Here is a 19,272-nt window from a genome sequence, read left to right on the forward strand (position 1 = left end):
GCCCGGAGACACCGCACGATGGCGATGAACTTCCGTCCGCGCCGCCCCGACGAGCCGGAGATCAACCTGATCCCGTTCATCGATGTGCTGCTGGTGGTGCTGATCTTCCTGGTCCTGACCACCACCTATGCCAAGTACACCCAGCTGAAGGTCACGCTGCCGGTGGCCGAGTCGAACCGGCTCGACAGCCGCCCGCGCGAGATCATCGTCGGCGTGTCGTCCGAAGGACGCTACAGCATCAACGGCCAGCCGGTCGAGAACGGCGGCATCGACACGCTGTCGAGCGCGCTGCTGGCCGCCGCGCAGGGCGAGCGCGACCGCCCGGTCATCATCTCGGCCGACGCGATGGCCGCGCACCAGAGCGTGATCAACGTGATGGACGCCGCCCGCCGCGCCGGTCTGGTGCAGCTGACCTTCGCGACCCAGTCCACCAGCCGTGGTGGCAGCAGCCGCTGAGGACGCCCGCGGCGCGGCCGCCCGCCTCGAGGCGATCTGGCAGCGCGGCGGCGCGGCGCAGTGGCTGCTGCGCCCGCTGGCGCTGCTGCACGCCACGCTGGTCGGCCTGCGCCGCGGCCTCTACCGTGCCGGCCTGCTGCGCCGCGAGCACCTGCCGGTCCCGGTGATCGTCGTCGGCAACCGGGTCGCCGGCGGCGCGGGCAAGACCCCGGTGACGATCGCGCTGGTCGAGGCGCTGCGTGCGGCCGGTCGCCGGCCCGGCATCGTCTCGCGCGGTCATGGCCGCAGCGATCTCGCGGCGCTGCACGAGGTGCAGCCCCAGGATCCGGCCGCCACCTGCGGCGACGAGCCGCTGCTGATGCGCCGTCGCACCGGCGCGCCGGTGGTGGTCGGCCGCGACCGCGCCGCGGCCGCGCGCCAGCTGCTCGCCCGCCATCCCGACACCGACGTCATCGTCTGCGACGACGGACTGCAGCACCTGCGCCTGGCGCGCGACATCGAGATCGTGGTCTTCGACGAACGCGGCGCCGGCAACGGCTGGCTGCTGCCGGCCGGGCCCTTGCGCGAGCCGGTGGACGCACCGCCGGCCGGACGTGTCCAGCTCGCGGTGCACAACACCGGCGGCGCCGAGCCGGCGCCCGGCCTGCCGCCGGGCGAGCGCCTGCAGCGCCGGCTGGGCGCGCCGGTCGCGCTGGCCGACTGGTGGGCCGGCGTGCCAGCCCGCCCCGGCGAGGCGGCCTGGGCTGCGCTGCGCGGACGCCGGCTGCTGGCCAGCGCCGGCACCGGCCAGCCCGCACGCTTCTTCGACGCGCTGCGCGCCCAGGGTCTGGACCTCGACACGCTGGCGCTCGACGACCACCACGGCCATGCGACGCTGCCCTGGCCGGCCACCGCCACCGAGGTGCTGGTCACCGAGAAGGATGCGGTCAAGCTGGACCCGGCGCGCCTGGCCGCCGAACGCCCGGGGCTGCGCATCCATGTGGTTCCACTGGTGCTTCAACTGCCTCCCGGATTGATCTCCACCGTTCTTCAGGCCCTTGCGGCAAGGTAGCATCCCGCCATGGACACCCGACTGATGCAACTGCTCGTCTGCCCGATCTGCAAGGGTCCGCTGACGCACCTGCACGACACCCGCGAACTGCTCTGCCCGGCCGACCGTCTGGCCTTCCCGGTGCGCGACGGCATCGCCGTCATGCTCGAGAACGAGGCCCGCAGTGTCGATCCGGACGCGATCGTGCCGCCCCCGGTCTTTCCCGCGCCCGCGCCGAACGCACCGGACACGCCATGACGAGCCTCGACTGCACCGTGCTGATCCCGGCGCGGCTGGCCTCGACCCGGCTGCCCGACAAGCCGCTGGCCGATCTGGCCGGCGTGCCGATGGTGGTGCGCGTGGCGCAGCGCTGCCGCGAGGCCGGCGCGCGTACGGTGGTCGTGGCCGCCGACTCGCCGCGCATTCTCGAGGCCTGCCAGGCGCACGGCGTCGACGCGGTGCTGACCCGCGCCGACCACCCCACCGGCAGCGACCGCCTCGCCGAGGCCTGCACGCTGCTGGGCCTGGACGGCCGCGACATCGTCGTCAACGTGCAGGGCGACGAGCCGCTGATCGATCCGGCGCTGGTCGCCGCCTGCGCCGAGCGGCTGCAGGCGCACCCGGAATGCGTGATGAGCACCGCCGCGCACACCATCGACAGCGTCGAGGAATACCTCAACCCGAACGTCGTCAAGGTGGTCACCGACGCGGCCGGGCGGGCGCTGTACTTCTCGCGCGCGCCGATGCCGTGGTGGCGCGACGGCCACGCGCAGGGCGTGACGGCGCTGCCCGATCCGGCGCCGCTGCGCCACATCGGCATCTACGGCTACACCGCCGGCTTCCTGCGCCGATTCCCCGCGCTGCCGCCGGCGCCGCTCGAGCAGATCGAGTCGCTCGAGCAGCTGAGGGTGCTGTGGCACGGCGAACGCATCGTCGTGCACCTCAGTCCGCAGCGCCCCGGCCCCGGCGTCGACACGCCCGAAGACCTGGCGCGGGTGCGTCGCATCTTCGAACAGCGCTCGTCCGCCGACACCCGCTAGACCATTCCGCGCCCGACGCAAACCCTGGGCAGACCCTGACACGAAGTGTCAGTTTCATCACAGGGGGCCCGTGCTATTCTGGAAGCGATTCTGACAATGCACTCGCCCGCGTCGGCAACAGCGCTCAATCACACGCAAAGCACAGTCATGCCGGGCCATCGGCCCGGCACCGTTTTTCAGAGACCGAGGAGATTCATGAGACTGATTCTGTTGGGCGCACCCGGCGCCGGCAAGGGCACGCAGGCTGCTTTCATCTGCAAGCAGTTCGGCATTCCGCAGATCTCGACCGGCGACATGCTGCGCGCCGCCGTCAAGGCCGGCACCCCGCTGGGCATCGAGGCCAAGAAGGTGATGGACGCCGGCGGCCTCGTCGGCGACGAGATCATCATCGGCCTGGTCAAGGAACGCATCGCGCAGCCCGACTGCGCCGGCGGCTTCCTGTTCGACGGCTTCCCCCGCACCATCCCGCAGGCCGACGCGATGAAGGCCGCCGGCGTCAAGCTGGACTATGTGCTCGAGATCGACGTGCCGGACGCGGACATCATCGGCCGCATGAGCGGTCGGCGCGTGCATGTGGCCTCGGGCCGGACCTACCACGTCGTCTTCAATCCCCCGAAGGTCGAAGGCAAGGACGATGTCACCGGCGAGGACCTGATCCAGCGCGATGACGACAAGGAAGAGACGGTGCGCAAGCGTCTGGACGTCTACCAGAGCCAGACCCGCCCGCTGGTCGACTACTACTCGAGCTGGGCCGCCACCGGCGACGACAACGCCCCGAAGTACCGCGCCATCGCCGGCGTGGGCAGCGTCGACGAGATCACCGCCCGCGCGCTGGCCGCGCTGAGCTGATCGCCGGCAGCGCGCCCGCCGCGCTGCCCGCCCCCCGACAAGGCCGCCTTGCGCGGCCTTTTTCGTTTCCCCCAGTTGACGTTTACGTCAACGTCAACCAGCATCACGCCCCACCGGACCTCACCCACAAACCCGCAACGCACAAGGCAGGAACACATTCCATGGACATCGCAGGCAAGGTTTTCATCGTCACCGGCGCGGCCTCGGGCCTGGGCGAAGGCGCGGCGCGCATGCTCGCGCGCGAGGGCGCGAAGGTCGTCATCGCCGATCTGCAGGCCGAGCGCGGCCAGGCGGTCGCCGACGAGATCGGCGGCGCCTTCGTGCACTGCGATGTCTCCAGCGAGGACGACGGCCGCGCCGTGGTGGCGCAGGCGCTGTCGATGGGCGCGCTCTTCGGCCTGGTCAACTGCGCCGGCATCGCACCGGCGGCGCGGACCGTCGGCAAGGACGGCGCGCATGCGCTGGGCCTGTTCGCCAAGGTCATCCAGATCAACCTGATCGGCAGCTTCAACATGATCCGCCTGGCCGCCGAGGCGATGGCGAAGAACGCGCCCGAGCCCACCGGCGAGCGCGGCGTGCTGATCAACACCGCCAGCATCGCCGCCTTCGACGGCCAGATCGGCCAGGCGGCCTACGCGGCCAGCAAGGGTGGCGTGGTCGGCATGACGCTGCCGATCGCGCGCGACCTGTCGAAGAACGGCATCCGCTGCATGACGATCGCGCCGGGCATCTTCGGCACGCCGATGCTGTTCGGCATGCCGCAGGAGGTGCAGGACGCGCTGGCCGCCGGCGTGCCCTTCCCGAGCCGCCTGGGCAAGCCCGAGGACTACGCCAAGCTGGTGCAGCAGATCGTCACCAACGACATGCTCAACGGCGAGGTGATCCGCCTGGACGGCGCGATCCGGCTCGCGCCGCGCTGATCGATCAGCGGCACCGCGCCGCCCGGCGGCGGCGACTTCATGCCACCATCTCGACCGTGACCTGCTTCACGGCCGCTTCCCGGCCACTTCCGCAGCTCCAGGGAGAACGCATGATCCTTCGCCGCCCTGCCCCGGCCCTGCTGGCCGCCGCCACGCTGCTGGCGGCCTGCGCCACGCCGCCGGCCCCGCCCCCCGACGCCGGCCTGCCGCGCCAGCCCGAGATCGCCACCGGCCAGCAGGCTGCCCGACCCGCCAGCCGGCATGCACGATTCGCGGTGGCCGCGGCCAATCCGCTGGCCACCGAGGCGGGCCGGCAGATGCTCGCACGCGGCGGCTCGGCGCTGGATGCGGCGATCGCGGTGCAGATGGTGCTGACGCTGGTGGAGCCGCAATCCAGCGGCATCGGCGGCGGCGCCTTCCTGCTGCACTGGGACGGCCAGCGCGTGCAGGCCTTCGACGGCCGCGAGACCGCGCCGGCCGCCGCCGACGAACGCCTGTTCCTGACCCCCGAAGGCAAGCCGATGGCCTTCATGGACGCGGTGGTGGGCGGGCGCTCGGTCGGCGTGCCCGGCACGGTGCGCATGCTGGAAATGGCACACGCGCAGCACGGCCGGCTGCGCTGGGCCGCGCTGTTCGAGCCGGCGATCCGTCTGGCCGAGACAGGCTTCCCGGTCAGCCCCCGGCTGCACGCGATGCTGCAGGCCGACGCCCACCTCCGGAAGGACCCGACGGCCGCCGCCTTCTTCTACCAGCCCGACGGCACGCCCTGGCCGGTCGGCCACCGGCTGAAGAACCCGGAGCTGGCCGAGGTGCTGCGCCGCCTGGCGCGCGACGGCTCGCGGGCGCTGCACGAGGGCGAGATCGCGCAGGCCATCGTCGCCAAGGTCCAGGGCCATCCGGGCAATCCGGGCCGGATGACGCTGGCCGACCTGGCCGGCTACCACGCCAAGGCGCGCGAGGCAATCTGCCACGACCACACGGCAGGTTCACGGCGCTGGAAGATCTGCGGCTTTCCGCCGCCCAGCTCCGGCGCGATCGCGGTCGGCCAGATCCTGGGCCTGATGGCACGCACCGGCGCGGCGCAGGAGCCGCTCGCCACCGACACCGGCCTGCCCTCGGCCGACTGGCTGCACACCTACATGGAGGCCTCGCGGCTGGCCTTCGCCGACCGGGCGCAGTACCTGGGCGATCCGGACTTCGTGCCGGCGCCCGGCGGCGACTGGCGCAGCCTGCTCGACCCCGCCTACCTCGACGCGCGGGCGAGGCTCATCCATGCACAGCGCGCCCCGACCGCGCCGGCCGGTGTGCCCGGCCCGGTGCGCACCAGCTTCGCGCCGATGGCCGAGCAGATCGAATACGGCACCAGCCACATCAGCATCGTCGATGCCGAGGGCCGCGCGGTGTCGATGACCACCACCATCGAGGACGCCTTCGGCGCGCGCCAGATGGTGCGCGGCTTCCTGCTGAACAACGAGCTGAGCGACTTCAGCTTCGCGCCCGCCGACGCCACCGGCCGTCCGGTGGCCAACCGGGTCGAGCCGGGCAAGCGCCCGCGCTCGTCGATGGCGCCGACCCTGGTCTTCGACGCCGAGGGCCGGCTGGCCGCCAGTGCCGGCAGCCCCGGCGGCGCGCTGATCATCCACTACACCGCGCGCACGCTGCACGGCCTGCTGCAGTGGCGGCTCGACCCGCAGGCCGCCATCGACCTGCCCAACTTCGGCACCACCGGCGGGCCGGTGGTGCTGGAGAAAGGCCGCTTCCCCGCCCCGGTCATCGAGGCGCTGAAAGCCCGCGGCCACGAGGTGCGAGAGCAGGACATGACCAGCGGCCTGCAGGCGATCGCGCGCGGCACGCAGGACGGGCGGACGATCTGGCGGGGCGGCGCCGACCCGCGGCGCGAAGGCGTGGTGCTGGGCGACTGATCAACCGGATCACCGGCAAGGGAAAGTCATGTCGGCATGGGCCGCGATCCGTGTGGCCAACGCCTTGAAATCCTGGTAGCACGCCCGCACCGCATCGATGTGAGAACCGATGGCTCCATCAGCCGCCCGCAGGAGGAACATCGGCTTGTGGGCGTCCATTGCCAGCGGCATCAGGCTGCGGTAGTGCCTGAGCAGCGCCAGCATATACGGATCGTCACCGGGTGACGGAATCAGCTGACCGGCACCATCCCGTTCAGGTTCATCCTTGATCCGGCGGACCGTCTCGCCCAGGACCACTTCCCGATAAACCCCAGGCACCCGGTCAACCCAGGCTTGGTATGCCTTCACGGGTCGGCTTTCTCGCACGCTGTGCTGCATCACGACATAGCCGACCGGCTGCATCTCCCCAGAAGGCAGCTCGATCGAGGTCCCGGCGGGAACCTCCTCGACACGCTTCTTCCAGCCTTTGCGCCACTCTCGCAGCGTCGGACCCAAGTTGCGCAAGCCCTGTAGCGAGAACAGGTCAGGCGCCAGCGGCAGCACCACCTGCTCGGCGGCGATCAGCGCCGAGCGGTTGATCGCACCCAGATTCGGTCCCACATCGATCAGCACCAGATCGGCCGACATCTCGCGCGCACCCGCCAAGATGATGCGATGAAAGGCCGTGAGCACACGGAACGCAGCCTCCTGCCCATCTAGGCATTTCGGCCAGTTCTCCGACAGCAGATCCTCAAAACGAGACAAGGCCAGATGCCCGGGAATCAGCCCAAGTTCAGGTTTCAGCCGCTCGACCACAGGCGCAAGGATGTCACCCGTGCGGGCCATCAGCGGACGCAGACAGTCATGGATCGTGCGCGGCTCGCCGTCATCGCTCCACAGCGAGACCAGCCGGTCCTCGTCGAGGAACATGGCCGTGAGGTTGGCCTGCGGATCCAGGTCGGCCACCAGCACCCGCACGCCGTGCTCGGCGTACATCCACGCCAGGTGATAGACCAGCGAGGTCTTGCCGACGCCGCCCTTGTTGTTGAAGAAGGCGATCGACTTCACGAGGTGACCCTGTCAGGCGTGCGACCGCGGATCGTGACGCCGAACACGCGGTCGTCGATCTCGAAGTCCGGCGGCGGGTGGCCTGCGTCCCGGAGCAGCTGCTCGGCACGCTGGATGCCGTAGCCGAACTTGTTGACATAGTCCATCGCCTTGAGCGCCTCGGCCAGCACCGGGTTGCGGTAGGCGTTGCGCCGCGTCAGCGTGTCGCGGGTGACGGTGCCGTAGAGCCCGCCCGGGTTCTGGATCTCGATGCGGTCGCTGAACCAGTAGAAGCGGATCGGGCTGGTCGAGGCGTAGTCCCGGTGCATCACGGCGTTGAGCAGCAGCTCGCGCAGCGCCCACTGCGGATAGGCCGGCTGCGGTCGGTCCTGGAAGCCCTGCCCGGCCCCGAGCGCGACGGCGTTGTGCGCATCGATGCGCGCCCGCAGCGCCTCGACGACGGTGCGCAGGTCGCCGTCGAGTTCTTTCTGATCGACGGGCCGCTCGGTCATCGTCGTGCCCGGAAACCGGATGAACTGGACGTAGGCGCCGGGCAGGAAGTAGCGCGGGTTCTTGCCGAACAGCAGGATGCCGGCCACGGTCGGGCAGCGGGCGATCAGGTCGAAGCAGCGCAGCGAGGCGTACTTCTCCTCGGTGCTGCGGTGGTTGGCAGCGATGACATCGGGATTGACGGTCAGCGCGCGGTAGTCCTCGAACAGCCGGTGGCTGAGATCGCCCAGGACCGCCTCGCGCACCGGATGGATGTCAAAGGTGGTCACCAGCGCGGAGCGCCGCTCCGACAGGACTCGCTCCTCCTGCTCGTTGGCGACCGCCTTGCGCGGACCGACACGGATGTGGACCTTGCCCTTGTAGCGCACCGGCGGCACGCTGGACGGCTGCACCTCGACCACCGCCACATCCCCGCCGGGCATGCTGAACTTGGCGACGCTCATGGCGGGCGGCGGCAGCACGTTGCCATCCGCCCGGATGCCGGCGAGGTTGCGCAGCAGCAAATCCGTCACCTGCAAGCCGTCGAGCGCCCCATCATCGCGCACGCCGATCAGCAGGTAGCCGGGCGTGCGGTGGTTCGGGTAGTCGTTGGCGAAGGCGCAGATGGCTTCGGCGAACTTGTCGGTGTTGCTGATGGACGTGGTCCGCTCGATCCGGTCGGATTCGAGGTCAGTCAGCAGGGATTCGAGTTCCTGGGGTGTCAGCATGCGTGCAGGATGCCAAAAGATCAGGGCATCCGAAACCACATCATCACACGGTCAGATCCCTGCGTGCTACCGCAGCGCCAGCCAGCCCGCCACCACCGCCAGCGTCACGAGCGTCACCGGCACGCCGGTGCGCGCGTGGCGGCGCCAGTCGATCGTGATGCCGCAGCGCGCGGCGGCATCCACCACGATGAGGTTGGCGATCGAGCCGACGATCAGCAGATTGCCCGCCATCGTGCTGACCAGCGCCAGCGTCACGCCGACGTGATCGCCGGAGCCGGTGTTCGCCAGCGGCATCAGCACCATCACCGCCGGCACGTTCGACACCAGATTGCTCAGGCCGAGGGTGGCGACGAAGAGCGTGGCCGGGTCGGCCAGATCCACGCCCTGCGCGCCCAGCCAAGCCACCGCCTGACGGGTCAGCCCGGTCAGCTCCAGCGCATGGTTGACGACGAACAGACCCATGAACAGGATCAGCAGCTCCCAGTCGATCAGGCCCATCACCTTGGACGAATGGAAGCGCTGGCTCAGCAGCAGCACGCCCGCGCCGGCCAGTGCGGCCACATCGCGCGGCCAGTCGGTGAACAGGAACACCCCGACCAGCGCCAGCGCCACGCCCAGGCCCTTGGCGGTCTGCCAGCGGTCGAAGGGCGGCACCTCGGCGGTGAGGGCGGCGAGCTGCGCCGGATCCGGCTCGGCCACCGGCGGCGTGCGGCGCATCTGCCCCGCCAGCAGCGCCCACAGCGCCAGCAGCCCGACGACGACCGGCCCGATCGTCTCCAGCGCGTAGCCGGCGAACGGCATCTTCAGCACCTCGCCGATCAGCATGTTCTGCGGATTGCCGATCAGCGTCGCGGCCGAGCCGATATTGCTCGCGCAGGCCAGACCGAGCAGGAAGGGCACCGGATCGAGCCGCCGGCGCAGGCAGGCCTCGGCCAGCACCGGCGCCACCGCCAGACAGACGATGTCGTTGGAGAACACCGCCGACAGCACCGCCGACACCGCGATCACCACGCCCATCAGCGCCGCCGGCCCCACCGGCAGCGCCGCGATGCGCCGGGTCACCGCGCCGTAGAAGCCGCCCAGGCGCATCTGCGCCGAGATCACCATGAAGGAGAACAGCAGCAGGATGGTCGGCAGGTGGATCGCGCGGGCGGCGTCCTCAGGGGTCATCACCTCGGCGCCGACGATGGCGATCGCGCCCAGCAGCGCCACGCCGGTGCGGTCGAGATGCAGCCGTGGCAGGCCGCCCAGGATCATGCCGAGATAGACGGTGGCGAAGACGGCCAGCACATAGGCGTCGTGCAGGCCTTCGGAGAACAGGAGCGCGGGCAAGGACATCGCGGCATTCTAGAAAGGGCCGCCGGGGGCGCTCCGCTAGACTCCGCCGCGTGATACCCCAAGGCTTCATCCAGGACCTGCTCTCCCGCGCCGACATCGTCGACGTGGTGGGCCGCGCCGTGCCGCTGAAGAAGGCCGGCATCAACTACAAGGGCCTGTGCCCCTTCCACGGCGAGAAGTCGCCCAGCTTCGTCGTCAGCCCCTCGCGCCAGACCTACCACTGCTTCGGCTGCGGTGTGCACGGCAACGCGGTCGGCTTCCTGATGGAGCACGGCGGCCTGGGCTTCGTCGAGGCGGTCAAGGATCTGGCCGGCGAGCTGGGCCTGACCGTGCCCGACGACGACCGCGACCCGCGCGAGCGCGAGCGCGCCGCCCAGGCCCGCGAGAAGCAGCTCTCGCTGGTGGACGTGCTCGCCAAGGCCTGCCGCCACTACCGCGGCCAGCTCAAGGGCAGCCGCCGCGCGATCGACTATCTGAAGGGCCGCGGCCTGACCGGCGAGATCGCCGCGCGCTTCGGCCTGGGCTACGCGCCGGCGGGCTGGCACGCGCTGGCCAGCGCCTTCGGCGAATACGACGACCCGAAGCTGGTCGAGTCCGGCCTGGTCATCCTGCAGGACGAGGCCGGCGAGCAGCGCCGCTACGACCGCTTCCGCGACCGCATCATGTTCCCGATCCGCAACCCCAAGGGCGAGGTCATCGGCTTCGGCGGGCGGGTGCTGGACAAGGGCGAGCCGAAATACCTGAACTCGCCCGAGACGCCGGTCTTCCTGAAGGGCCGCGAGCTCTACGGCCTGTTCGAGGCGCGCGCGGCGATCCGCCAGCGCGGCTTCATCCTGATCACCGAAGGCTACATGGACGTGGTCGCGCTGGCGCAGCTCGGCGTGGGCAACGCGGTGGCGACGCTGGGCACCGCCTGCACCGCCGACCATGTGGCCAAGCTGCTGCGCTTCGCCGAGCACCTAGTCTTCAGCTTCGACGGCGACGCGGCCGGGCGGCGGGCGGCAGCGCGCGCGATGGAGGCGGTGCTGCCGCATGTCGGCGACACCCGCAGCTTCCGATTCCTCTTCCTGCCGGCCGAGCACGATCCGGACACCTTCATCCGCGAGCACGGCACCGAGGCCTTCGAGCAGTGCATCAGCGAGGCGGTGCCGCTGTCGCGCCAGCTGCGCGCCATCGCCGCCGAGGGCTGCGACCTGACGACGCCGGAGGGTCGCACCCGCATGCTCGCGCAGGCGCGGCCGCTGTTCGAGCTGATTCCCGAGGGCCTGCTGAAGACGCAGCTGCTCGACGAGCTGGCGCGCGACGGCGGCGTCTCGTTCGAGGTGCTGGAGCGGCACTGGAGCGCTGTCGGCCGCCCCGGCCACGGCCCGGCCCGCGCGGCCGGCGAGCCGACGGCACGTCGCCAGGAGCCCGCCCGCGCCCGCGCCGAGACCGATCGCGCGCCCGCGCCGCCGCCGGACTGGGACGACATTCCGCCCGACGACCGCGCGCCGCAGGCCGAGTCCGCCGCGCAGGATCCGCTCGGCTACGACCCGCACGACGACGGCACGCCGGCGCACCGGCGCTTCGAGCGCGGCCAGGGCCGCCCCTTCCGGCGTGACCGCGAGGGCCGCGACGGCGCGCGTGAGCGCGGCCGCTGGCGCGACCGCCGTGGCGGCGATGCCACCGCCTCGCCGCGCAGCACGCCGCCGCGCACCGCCTCGCTGCTCGACCAGATCGCCTGGACGCTGGCCTGCGGCCTGGCGGCCTGGGAAACGCTCCCGCCCGAGATGCACGACCAGCTGGTGCAGCAGCCCGCGCCGCACGGCGCGCTGTTCTCGCGGCTGGAGCAGCTGCTGCACGACGAGGGCGCGCTGCCGCCCGAGGAGCTGCTGCCGCTGCTGCGCGGCGAGGCCGAGGAGGCCGGCACCGGCGCGCTGCTGGCGCGCATGGAGCGGCTGCTTGCGCTGGGCAGCCTGCCGGCCGCCGGCGATCTGCCGGTGCTGATCGACCGGCTGCGGCTCGAGCAGATCGCCGACGAATGGAACCTGCTGCTCGAGTCCGGCCCGCTGTCGGACGACGCACGCGCCCGCGCAGCCGAACTCAATGCCCTGAGGGCAGCGCTGAAATCGAGGCTCAGTGGCGGCGCTGTATAATTGAAGGTTGGTTTCGATGCGGCAAGAGTGACAGCAGCGCCTGCCGGCCCCGGCCACCCGCGACACGGGCATGACATGACGGCCACTTCCTCCGCCAGCGCTGCATTCAAGACAGTTCACGCCAGCTTGCCCGCCCGAACGCAGAGTCCGCGCCGCGTGCCGAAAGGTCCGTGGCTTCTTGGACTTGAGTTGCGGGCTCAAAGCCTCACCGTATCCGAGCACCCCAGCCGAGGAATCGCATGACCGCGAAGAACAGCCCCGACCAGACTTCCCCGACGAACAGCGCCGCCGCCCCGGCCGCCGCTCCGCGCACCGTGCGCGTGGTGCGTGCGGTCAAGGCCGTCAAGCCCGAAGCCACGCCGACCCCGACCGTCGCCGCCGCGCCGGTCGCCCCGGTCGCCGCGCCGGCTGCCGCTGTGCCGTCCGGTGAGCCGGTCGTCGTGCGCCGCGGCCGCAAGCCCAAGGCCGCCAGCGCGGACACCGCCAAGGCCGCCGACAGCAGCAAGAAGACCCCCGAGGCGAAGAAGAAGCCCGGCCTGGAAAGCGCCGACGACGACTTCACCGACCTCGAGGGCGAACTCGACGCCGAAGCCGATGTCGAGGCCGAAGCCGACCCCGAGGTCGAGGCCGCCGCCGAGGAAGACAGCAGCGAGGCCGACAAGCCCAAGGCCAAGCCGCTGCGCATGAAGGTCAGCCGCGCCAAGGAGCGCGCGCTGATGCGCGAGTTCGGCCTCGACGAGACCACCCTGACCGAAGAGGAAGTCGCCAAGCGCCGCCAGGAGCTGAAGACCCTCATCAAGATGGGCAAGACGCGTGGCTACCTCACGCACCAGGAGATCAACGACCACCTGCCCGAGAAGCTGGTCGAGAACGAGATCCTGGAAGCCATCATCTCGATGCTCAACGACATGGGCATCGCGGTCTACGAGCAGGCGCCTGACGCCGCCACGCTGCTGATCGCCGGCGGTGGCACGACCACCTCGACCGAGGAAGAGGCCGAGGAAGCCGCCGAGGCCGCGCTGTCGACCGTCGACTCCGAGTTCGGCCGCACGACCGACCCGGTGCGCATGTACATGCGCGAGATGGGCACGGTCGAGCTGCTGACGCGCGAGGGCGAGATCGAGATCGCCAAGCGCATCGAAGGCGGCCTGCAGGCGATGATGCTGGCGATTTCCGCCTCGCCCGCCACCATCGACGAGATCCTGGCGATGGCCAACCGCATCCGCGCCGGCGAGATGCAGATCTCCGAGGTGGTCGACGGCTTCGTGTCGTCGGAGGAGGCCGACGACTATGTCGCCGAGGAAGACTTCGACGAGTTCGACGAGGACGAGGAAGAAGGCGCCGGCACCTCCAAGGCGCTGACGAAGAAGCTCGAGGAGATGAAGAACCAGGCGCTGTCGCGCTTCGACGCGATCCGCGACGAGAACGCGAAGATGCGCGCGGCCATCGAGTCCAAGGGCTACCGCTGCGACGCCTACAACGCCGCGCAGGAAGCCATCAGCGCGCAGCTGATGACCATCCGCTTCACCGTCAAGACCATCGAGCGGCTGTGCGACCTGCTGCGCTCGCAGGTCGACGATGTGCGCCGCTACGAGCGCGAGTTGCGCAAGATCGTGGTCGACCGCTGCGGCATGCCGCAGGAGCACTTCATCAAGGTCTTCCCGCCGAACATGCTGAACCTGGCCTGGGCCGAGGGCGAAGTCGCCGCCGGCAAGGGCTACAGCGCGGTGCTGAGCCGCAACCTGCCCGCGGTGCAGGAGCTGCAGCAGAAGCTGATCGACCTGCAGAAGCGCGCGATCGTGCCGATCGACGACCTGAAGGCGATCAACAAGCGCATGAACGAGGGCGAGGCCAACTCGCGCGAAGCCAAGCGCGAGATGATCGAGGCCAACCTGCGTCTGGTGATCTCGATCGCCAAGAAGTACACCAACCGCGGCCTGCAGTTCCTCGACCTGATCCAGGAAGGCAACATCGGCCTGATGAAGGCGGTGGACAAGTTCGAATACCGCCGCGGCTACAAGTTCTCGACCTACGCGACCTGGTGGATCCGTCAGGCCATCACCCGCTCGATCGCCGACCAGGCCCGCACCATCCGGATTCCGGTGCACATGATCGAGACCATCAACAAGATGAACCGCCTGTCGCGTCAGCATCTGCAGGAGTTCGGCTACGAGCCGGACGCGCCGGTGCTGGCCGAGAAGATGGACATGCCGGAGGACAAGATCCGCAAGATCATGAAGATCGCCAAGGAGCCGATCTCCATGGAAACGCCGATCGGGGACGACGACGACAGCCACCTGGGCGACTTCATCGAGGACACCAACAACACCGCGCCGATCGAGGCCGCGATGCAGTCGGGCCTGCGCGACGTGGTGCGCGACATCCTCGACAGCCTGACGCCGCGCGAGGCCAAGGTGCTGCGCATGCGCTTCGGCATCGAGATGAGCACCGACCACACGCTGGAAGAGGTCGGCAAGCAGTTCGACGTGACCCGCGAGCGCATCCGCCAGATCGAGGCCAAGGCGATCCGCAAGCTCAAGCACCCGAGCCGGTCGGACAAGCTGCGCACCTATCTGGACAATCTGTAAACGCCCCGAAGACCCCGCGAATGAGCGGGGTCTTATCACTTCTGCAACCTTTGGATGCGCACTGCATCACGGAATGCCGGGGTAAACTGAAGCCATGTCGCAGACCGTCACTTGCACCATTCTCTTTGCCGATCTGCGCGGCAGCACCTCCCTGTACGAGAGCCTGGGCAATGCCGAGGCGGCGACGGTCGTCACCCACAGCGTGGCGGTGGTCGCCCGCATCATGGAGGGCCAGGGCGGTCGCGTGATCAAGACGCTGGGCGATGGCCTGATGGCCATGTTCCCGCACCCGGCCGGTGCCGTGCGTGCGGCCGAGGAAGTCCATGACTCGCTCGACCGGGTGATGGGCTCGGCGCGGCCGTCGCGCAGCCCGGTCATGCGGGTGCAGATCGCGATGGCGCACGGCGAGGTCATCGAGGTGGCGGGCGACTGCTTCGGCGATGCGGTCAATGTCTCTGCCCGGCTGCTCGACCATGCCGGCGACAACGAGACGCTGATCACCTCGCAGACGCTGGCGGTGCTGGCGCCCGACGTGCGCGAGCGCTTTCGCCGGCTCGAGCGGCTTCACCTGCGCGGGCGGGTCGAGCCGGTCGAGGTCTGGCGCTTCGAGAGCAAGCGCTCCGGCCCCGACCCGATGTCGACGATGTTCGGCGACACCGCGCCGGCCACCGTGCCCGAAGGCATCCGGCTGGTCTGCGAGGGGGTCTCGCGCATCCACACGGTGCGCAACCTGCCGGTCATCATCGGCCGCAGCCACGAGGCGGCCTACTGCCTCGACGACAGCCGTGTCTCGCGGGTGCATGCCCGCATCGAGTGGCACAGCGGCAACTTCCAGCTCACCGACCTGAGCTCCAACGGCACCTATGTGCGCTTCGGCCGCCAGTCCGAGGTGGTCACGTTGCGCCGTGGCGCCTGCACGCTGCACGGCCGCGGGCTGATCTGCCTGGGCGTCAGCCCCAACATCATCAACGCGCCGACCGTCAGCTTCGAGGTCCTGCGCTTCGACGACACCGATCCGCTGCCGCTCTGAGCCGGCGCCGGTCGGCCCGGCTCAGGCCGGCTCGGCCACCTTCTCCTCGTGCAGCGTGCAGCGGTTGCGGCCGTTGCGCTTGGACTGGTAGAGCGCCTGGTCGGCCTGGTCGATCAGCGCCTCCAGCCCGACGCGGGTCGAGCGGGTCACCGCGACGCCGAAGCTCGAGGTGATCGTCAGCCGCGGATCATGGTCGATGCCGTCGCCGGCGGTGTCCTGCACCAGGCGGCGCAGCGTGTCGGCGATCGCCAGCGCGACCGCCTCCTCGCAGTCCGGCAGCAGCACGCAGAACTCCTCGCCGCCGTAGCGGCAGACCAGATCGGCCTCGCGTGCGCTGCCGTTGTAGATGCCGGCGACCGCCTTGATGACCTCGTCGCCGATCGCGTGGCCGTAGCGGTCGTTGAAGCTCTTGAAGTGGTCGATGTCGCACATCACCGCGGCGACCGGCCGGCCCTCGAGGTTGCAGCGCTCCTTCAGCGCGCCGGCCTGCTCGAAGAAGGCGCGCCGGTTCAGGCAGCCGGTCATCGGATCGCGGGTGGCCAGGCGGAACAGCTCCTCGTTCTTCAGACGGATCTGCTCGTGCGCGCCCTGCAGGTCCTTGAGCGCACGCGAGAGCTGCTCGTGCGCGCGCTCCAGCGAGGTCTGGTCGGCCAGCACCACCAGGCAGCCCTCGGCACCCTTGCGGCGGCGCAGCCGGCGCTCGATCGGGTTGTCCAGCTCCGGCCCGAGCGGAGCGCAGCTCACGAGCAGGATGCGCGCCCGGCTGCCCTCGCCGATCACCATGCGGATGCGCTCGACGCCCACCGCGTTTTCCAGTGCCATGCGCCAGGGCAGCGGGCGGGACGGATCGTCCTGGCGCATCGAGGCGAAGACCGCGATGTCCTCGATCTGCCGGCCGATCGAGACATCGCGCCGGCCGGTGATCTGCGCCACCGCCTCGTTGACCAGCAGGATGCGGCCGTGCTCGTCCAGGATCATCACGCCCTCGGTCAGCGAGTTGTAGGCCGTGCGCACCCGGCCCGGCACGGTGCCGCTCGGATCGAGCTGGTTCAGTACCCGGCCCAGATACAGGCGCAGCAGCACCGTCATGCCCAGGAAGCACAGCAGCGGCCACAGCGTGCTGAGGCTCAGCAGCCGCTGCGGCCAGCCCTCGCCGGGGATCGGCTGCCACTGCAGCTCCAGCGCACCCCAGTCACGGCCCTGCAGCTGCACCGGCACCGCCAGATGCATGCGGCCGACATCGCCTGCGGGCTGCAGGATGCCACTGCCGGCCACCGGCTCGGCACCGGTCGGTCGCAGCACGATGGCCAGCGCCTGCGTCTCGCGGCGCCGGAAGGCATCGAGCATCTGCTGCACCTCGCGCTCGCCCAGCCGGGTGGCCGCCACCATCAGCTGATCGGCCAGGACCTGGCTGACCGCCCGACGCCGGTCCGCCTCGCGGGCGGCCGGATCGGCCACCAGGCCGAACAGGGCATCGATCGTCACCAGGCACAGCACCACCAGCGCCGCCAGGCCGACGGCGATGCGGCTGATGGTGTCGAACGGCCTCAGGCGGGGCATCACGGCGCACTCTCCTGTCGCGGGCATCGGTCGGAAAAGGAAACGGACATGGTGTGACTCACTCAGCCCTGGCGATCGAGCAGATCCTCGGCCAGGCCGGCGAGCTCGCCGGTCACGCCGGTGTCGCGCCAGCCTCGCCGGCCGGCCTCGGCGCCGGCCGTCTCGCGCCGGGCCGCCTGCAGCACCGGCAGCGGATCCAGCCGCCACCAGACCGGCGAGGCAAAGGCCAGACTGGCGGCCAGCCCCCCGGCCCGGACGGCCCAGAACAGCGCGCCGGCACTCATCACCACCGCGCCGGTGCGGGCCACCGTGCCGCTCTGCCATTCGCGCTGCAGCAGGTTCTCCGGCTCGTCGGTCCCGGCCGATCGGGCGGTCTCGCCGCTGGCCGTCTGCGTGCCGCCGACACCCTCGCTGACCGGGCGGATCAGGGCCGTCGCCTCGAAGCCGGCCAGATCCAGAACCACATCCAGCAGCACCAGCAGGTCGCTGTCAGGCAGGCGCATCAGGTCCACGGAGAAGCCGACCTCGCCGCGCAGCGCGCCCGGACGTGCGGCCTGCGCCTCCGACGCCGACAGCGTGGCGAAGCGGCGCAGCGCGTCGACCCAGCCCGCCATCAGGTCACCGGCCACCAGCTCGGCCGCACCGGCACCGCCGCCCTCGCGCGCGGCCAGCCCGCGCAGCACCGCCGCGCGCACGATCTCCTGGCTGGCCTGCGCCTGCTGCGTGCGCTCGCGCATCGGGTCGGCAGGCTCGATGCCGGACACGACAAGCGACGACGAGGCCGGCATCCGGTCCGGCGGCGGCTCGGTCGGCATCGATCCGGCATCGAAGCCGCGCTCGCGCACCGCGATCTCGATGCTCATGACGCCGGATTCATTGCGCCCGTCCGACAGCACCAGGCTGAAGCGGGCCGCCAGCGAGTTCTCGTCATGCTGGAACACCACCCGACCCGCAGCCACATCCGCCTGGGAGAAGGTCGTCAGCACCGAGTTGCCGCCCGCCGCCACGAAGCGGCCGTTCTCGACGGCGACAACCCGGTAGACCAGCACATCTGCCGCGCTGTCGACATCCTGTGCCCGCAGCAGGCTCTCGTCCAGGCGCAGGCGCATGCCCTGATCGACCTGCAGCAGCCCGATCTCGATCTCAGGCGCCTCGTCCACATCGGTGATGCGCAGCAGCAGCTGCTGCGTGGCGGCCTGGCGCCCGTCCGAGACCTCGATCAGCACCTCGTAGTGGTTGTCGCGGTCGGCATCCTGCGGCTGCTCGCGGTCGAGCAGGCCCAGCAGCCGCAGCTCGCCGCTGTCGGCATCGATCTCGAAGCGGGCGGCATCCGCCCCGCCCGCGATCCGCCACTGCAGCACCGACAGCGGCCGGTCGGCATCGCTGGCCTGCATGACCCTCTGCCAGGGACTGTTCTCGGAATGATCCAGCACGACCCGGGCCTGCCCGTCGCTGGAGACGATGCGCGGCGCCTCGTCGTCCACCGGCGTGATCACGATCTCCAGCCGCACCGGATCCGAGAGCGCCCCGGACGCATCGCGCACCCGCAGCTCCAGCCGATCGGACACGCTCTCGCTGCCGTCGTGCACATACCGGATCAGCCCATCGGCCAGATCCCCGGCACTGAAGCGGTCCACCGCCACGCCCGGCGCATCGACCCGCTCCAGCCGGCCGGCCGGCGCGCCGCCGACCCGCTCGAACACCAGCGAGCGTTCATCGTCATCGACATCCGCCGGCAGCAGGTCCGCCAGCGTCAGCACCTGGTGCCCGCCCTCCTCCAGCGTCAGCGGCCCGCCAGCCTGCAAGATCGGCGCATCGTTGACGTTCTCGACCGTCAGCACGAAGGAATCGCTGGCCGTGGCGTTGCTGCCATCCTTCGCCGTCACCGTGATCGTCAGCGCGCCGACATCGGCATTGGCCGGCGTGCCGCTGAAGGTACGTGTCGCGGCATCGAAGCTCAGCCAGATCGGCAGGGCGCTGGTTGTGTAGGTGAGTGAATCGCCTGCGTCGACATCGGCAAACGTCCCGGCCGGGAGCTGGAAGCTGAAGGGCTGATCTTCGGTCGCACTCTGATCGGCGATCGGAGACGCCACCGTCGGTGCATCGTTGACGTTGGCGACCGTCAGCACGAAGGAATCGCTGGCCGTGGCGTTGCTGCCAT

Annotated in this window: 15 protein-coding genes; 10 read left to right on the forward strand and 5 right to left on the reverse strand. The window is 70.5% G+C overall.

What is annotated here, in order from left to right; genetic code table 11:
* Window positions 1-24 precede the first annotated feature (24 nt).
* The 7 genes from HZU84_RS03230 to HZU84_RS03260 all read left to right on the forward strand — a co-directional run bounded on the left by HZU84_RS03230 (window position 25) and on the right by HZU84_RS03260 (window position 6,217).
* Complete coding sequence (locus tag HZU84_RS03230; protein ID WP_149505171.1) at window positions 25-456, forward strand: ExbD/TolR family protein; 432 nt, start codon at window positions 25-27, stop codon at window positions 454-456.
* On the forward strand, window positions 440-1,507 hold the full coding sequence (lpxK, locus tag HZU84_RS03235; protein WP_149502998.1) for a tetraacyldisaccharide 4'-kinase: 1,068 nt from the start codon (window positions 440-442) through the stop codon (window positions 1,505-1,507). Before HZU84_RS03230 ends, lpxK begins: the two co-directional genes overlap by 17 nt.
* A gap of 9 nt (window positions 1,508-1,516) precedes the next feature.
* Entirely contained in the window at window positions 1,517-1,744 is a 228-nt protein-coding gene (locus tag HZU84_RS03240; RefSeq protein ID WP_149502997.1) for a Trm112 family protein, read from the forward strand.
* Window positions 1,741-2,526 (forward strand): 3-deoxy-manno-octulosonate cytidylyltransferase, encoded by a 786-nt coding sequence (kdsB, locus tag HZU84_RS03245; RefSeq protein WP_149502996.1) that lies wholly within the window; start codon window positions 1,741-1,743, stop codon window positions 2,524-2,526. The genes HZU84_RS03240 and kdsB overlap by 4 nt, the downstream gene beginning before the upstream one ends.
* Before the next feature lie 195 nt (window positions 2,527-2,721).
* The gene (adk, locus tag HZU84_RS03250; RefSeq protein ID WP_149502995.1) at window positions 2,722-3,375 is read left to right on the forward strand and encodes an adenylate kinase; all 654 of its coding nucleotides are present in this window, start codon (window positions 2,722-2,724) and stop codon (window positions 3,373-3,375) included.
* 161 nt (window positions 3,376-3,536) lie between these two features.
* The gene (locus HZU84_RS03255; RefSeq protein WP_149502994.1) at window positions 3,537-4,295 is read left to right on the forward strand and encodes a 3-hydroxyacyl-CoA dehydrogenase; all 759 of its coding nucleotides are present in this window, start codon (window positions 3,537-3,539) and stop codon (window positions 4,293-4,295) included.
* 110 nt (window positions 4,296-4,405) lie between these two features.
* The gene (locus HZU84_RS03260; RefSeq protein ID WP_149502993.1) at window positions 4,406-6,217 is read left to right on the forward strand and encodes a gamma-glutamyltransferase family protein; all 1,812 of its coding nucleotides are present in this window, start codon (window positions 4,406-4,408) and stop codon (window positions 6,215-6,217) included.
* Window positions 6,218-6,226: 9 nt separating this feature from the next.
* Here the strand turns inward: HZU84_RS03260 and HZU84_RS03265 are convergent, their stop codons facing one another.
* The 3 genes from HZU84_RS03265 to HZU84_RS03275 form a co-directional block, all read right to left on the reverse strand.
* The gene (locus HZU84_RS03265; RefSeq protein WP_149502992.1) at window positions 6,227-7,264 is read right to left on the reverse strand and encodes a ParA family protein; all 1,038 of its coding nucleotides are present in this window, start codon (window positions 7,262-7,264) and stop codon (window positions 6,227-6,229) included.
* The gene (locus HZU84_RS03270) at window positions 7,261-8,460 is read right to left on the reverse strand and encodes an ATP-binding protein (protein WP_149502991.1); all 1,200 of its coding nucleotides are present in this window, start codon (window positions 8,458-8,460) and stop codon (window positions 7,261-7,263) included. Before HZU84_RS03270 ends, HZU84_RS03265 begins: the two co-directional genes overlap by 4 nt.
* A gap of 66 nt (window positions 8,461-8,526) precedes the next feature.
* A complete protein-coding gene (locus HZU84_RS03275; RefSeq protein ID WP_149502990.1) occupies window positions 8,527-9,798 on the reverse strand; it encodes an anion transporter in 1,272 nt (423 codons plus the stop codon).
* A 50-nt stretch (window positions 9,799-9,848) separates the two neighbouring features.
* On the opposite strand from HZU84_RS03275, the gene dnaG reads away from it, so the two are divergent.
* From dnaG to HZU84_RS03290, 3 genes are all read left to right on the forward strand, one after another.
* Window positions 9,849-11,933, forward strand: coding sequence for a DNA primase (gene dnaG, locus HZU84_RS03280; RefSeq protein WP_149502989.1), 2,085 nt, complete (start codon window positions 9,849-9,851; stop codon window positions 11,931-11,933).
* 239 nt (window positions 11,934-12,172) lie between these two features.
* On the forward strand, window positions 12,173-14,521 hold the full coding sequence (rpoD, locus tag HZU84_RS03285) for an RNA polymerase sigma factor RpoD (protein WP_149502988.1): 2,349 nt from the start codon (window positions 12,173-12,175) through the stop codon (window positions 14,519-14,521).
* Window positions 14,522-14,615: 94 nt separating this feature from the next.
* Complete coding sequence (locus HZU84_RS03290) at window positions 14,616-15,551, forward strand: adenylate/guanylate cyclase domain-containing protein (protein WP_180692772.1); 936 nt, start codon at window positions 14,616-14,618, stop codon at window positions 15,549-15,551.
* 21 nt (window positions 15,552-15,572) lie between these two features.
* Here HZU84_RS03290 and HZU84_RS03295 read toward each other — a convergent pair whose 3' ends face one another.
* Together HZU84_RS03295 and HZU84_RS03300 are read right to left on the reverse strand one after the other, a co-directional pair.
* The gene (locus HZU84_RS03295) at window positions 15,573-17,111 is read right to left on the reverse strand and encodes a sensor domain-containing diguanylate cyclase (protein WP_180692773.1); all 1,539 of its coding nucleotides are present in this window, start codon (window positions 17,109-17,111) and stop codon (window positions 15,573-15,575) included.
* Window positions 17,112-17,173: 62 nt separating this feature from the next.
* On the reverse strand, window positions 17,174-19,272 hold a 2,099-nt coding region (locus HZU84_RS03300), incomplete at its 5' end, for a cadherin-like domain-containing protein (RefSeq protein WP_180692774.1).

The organism is Sphaerotilus sulfidivorans (assembly GCF_013426975.1).
GTDB lineage: Bacteria > Pseudomonadota > Gammaproteobacteria > Burkholderiales > Burkholderiaceae_C > Sphaerotilus > Sphaerotilus sulfidivorans.

What these genes read in the sequence shown, in the direction of transcription:
- HZU84_RS03230 (WP_149505171.1), top strand. Translation starts at nt 25, where the DNA reads ATGAACTTCCGTCCGCGCCGCCCCGACGAGCCGGAGATCAACCTGATC.
- HZU84_RS03240 (WP_149502997.1), top strand. Translation starts at nt 1,517, where the DNA reads ATGGACACCCGACTGATGCAACTGCTCGTCTGCCCGATCTGCAAGGGT.
- kdsB (WP_149502996.1), top strand. Translation starts at nt 1,741, where the DNA reads ATGACGAGCCTCGACTGCACCGTGCTGATCCCGGCGCGGCTGGCCTCG.
- adk (WP_149502995.1), top strand. Translation starts at nt 2,722, where the DNA reads ATGAGACTGATTCTGTTGGGCGCACCCGGCGCCGGCAAGGGCACGCAG.
- HZU84_RS03255 (WP_149502994.1), top strand. Translation starts at nt 3,537, where the DNA reads ATGGACATCGCAGGCAAGGTTTTCATCGTCACCGGCGCGGCCTCGGGC.
- HZU84_RS03260 (WP_149502993.1), top strand. Translation starts at nt 4,406, where the DNA reads ATGATCCTTCGCCGCCCTGCCCCGGCCCTGCTGGCCGCCGCCACGCTG.
- HZU84_RS03270 (WP_149502991.1), bottom strand. Translation starts at nt 8,460, where the DNA reads ATGCTGACACCCCAGGAACTCGAATCCCTGCTGACTGACCTCGAATCC.
- HZU84_RS03275 (WP_149502990.1), bottom strand. Translation starts at nt 9,798, where the DNA reads ATGTCCTTGCCCGCGCTCCTGTTCTCCGAAGGCCTGCACGACGCCTAT.
- rpoD (WP_149502988.1), top strand. Translation starts at nt 12,173, where the DNA reads ATGACCGCGAAGAACAGCCCCGACCAGACTTCCCCGACGAACAGCGCC.
- HZU84_RS03290 (WP_180692772.1), top strand. Translation starts at nt 14,616, where the DNA reads ATGTCGCAGACCGTCACTTGCACCATTCTCTTTGCCGATCTGCGCGGC.
- HZU84_RS03295 (WP_180692773.1), bottom strand. Translation starts at nt 17,111, where the DNA reads ATGCCCCGCCTGAGGCCGTTCGACACCATCAGCCGCATCGCCGTCGGC.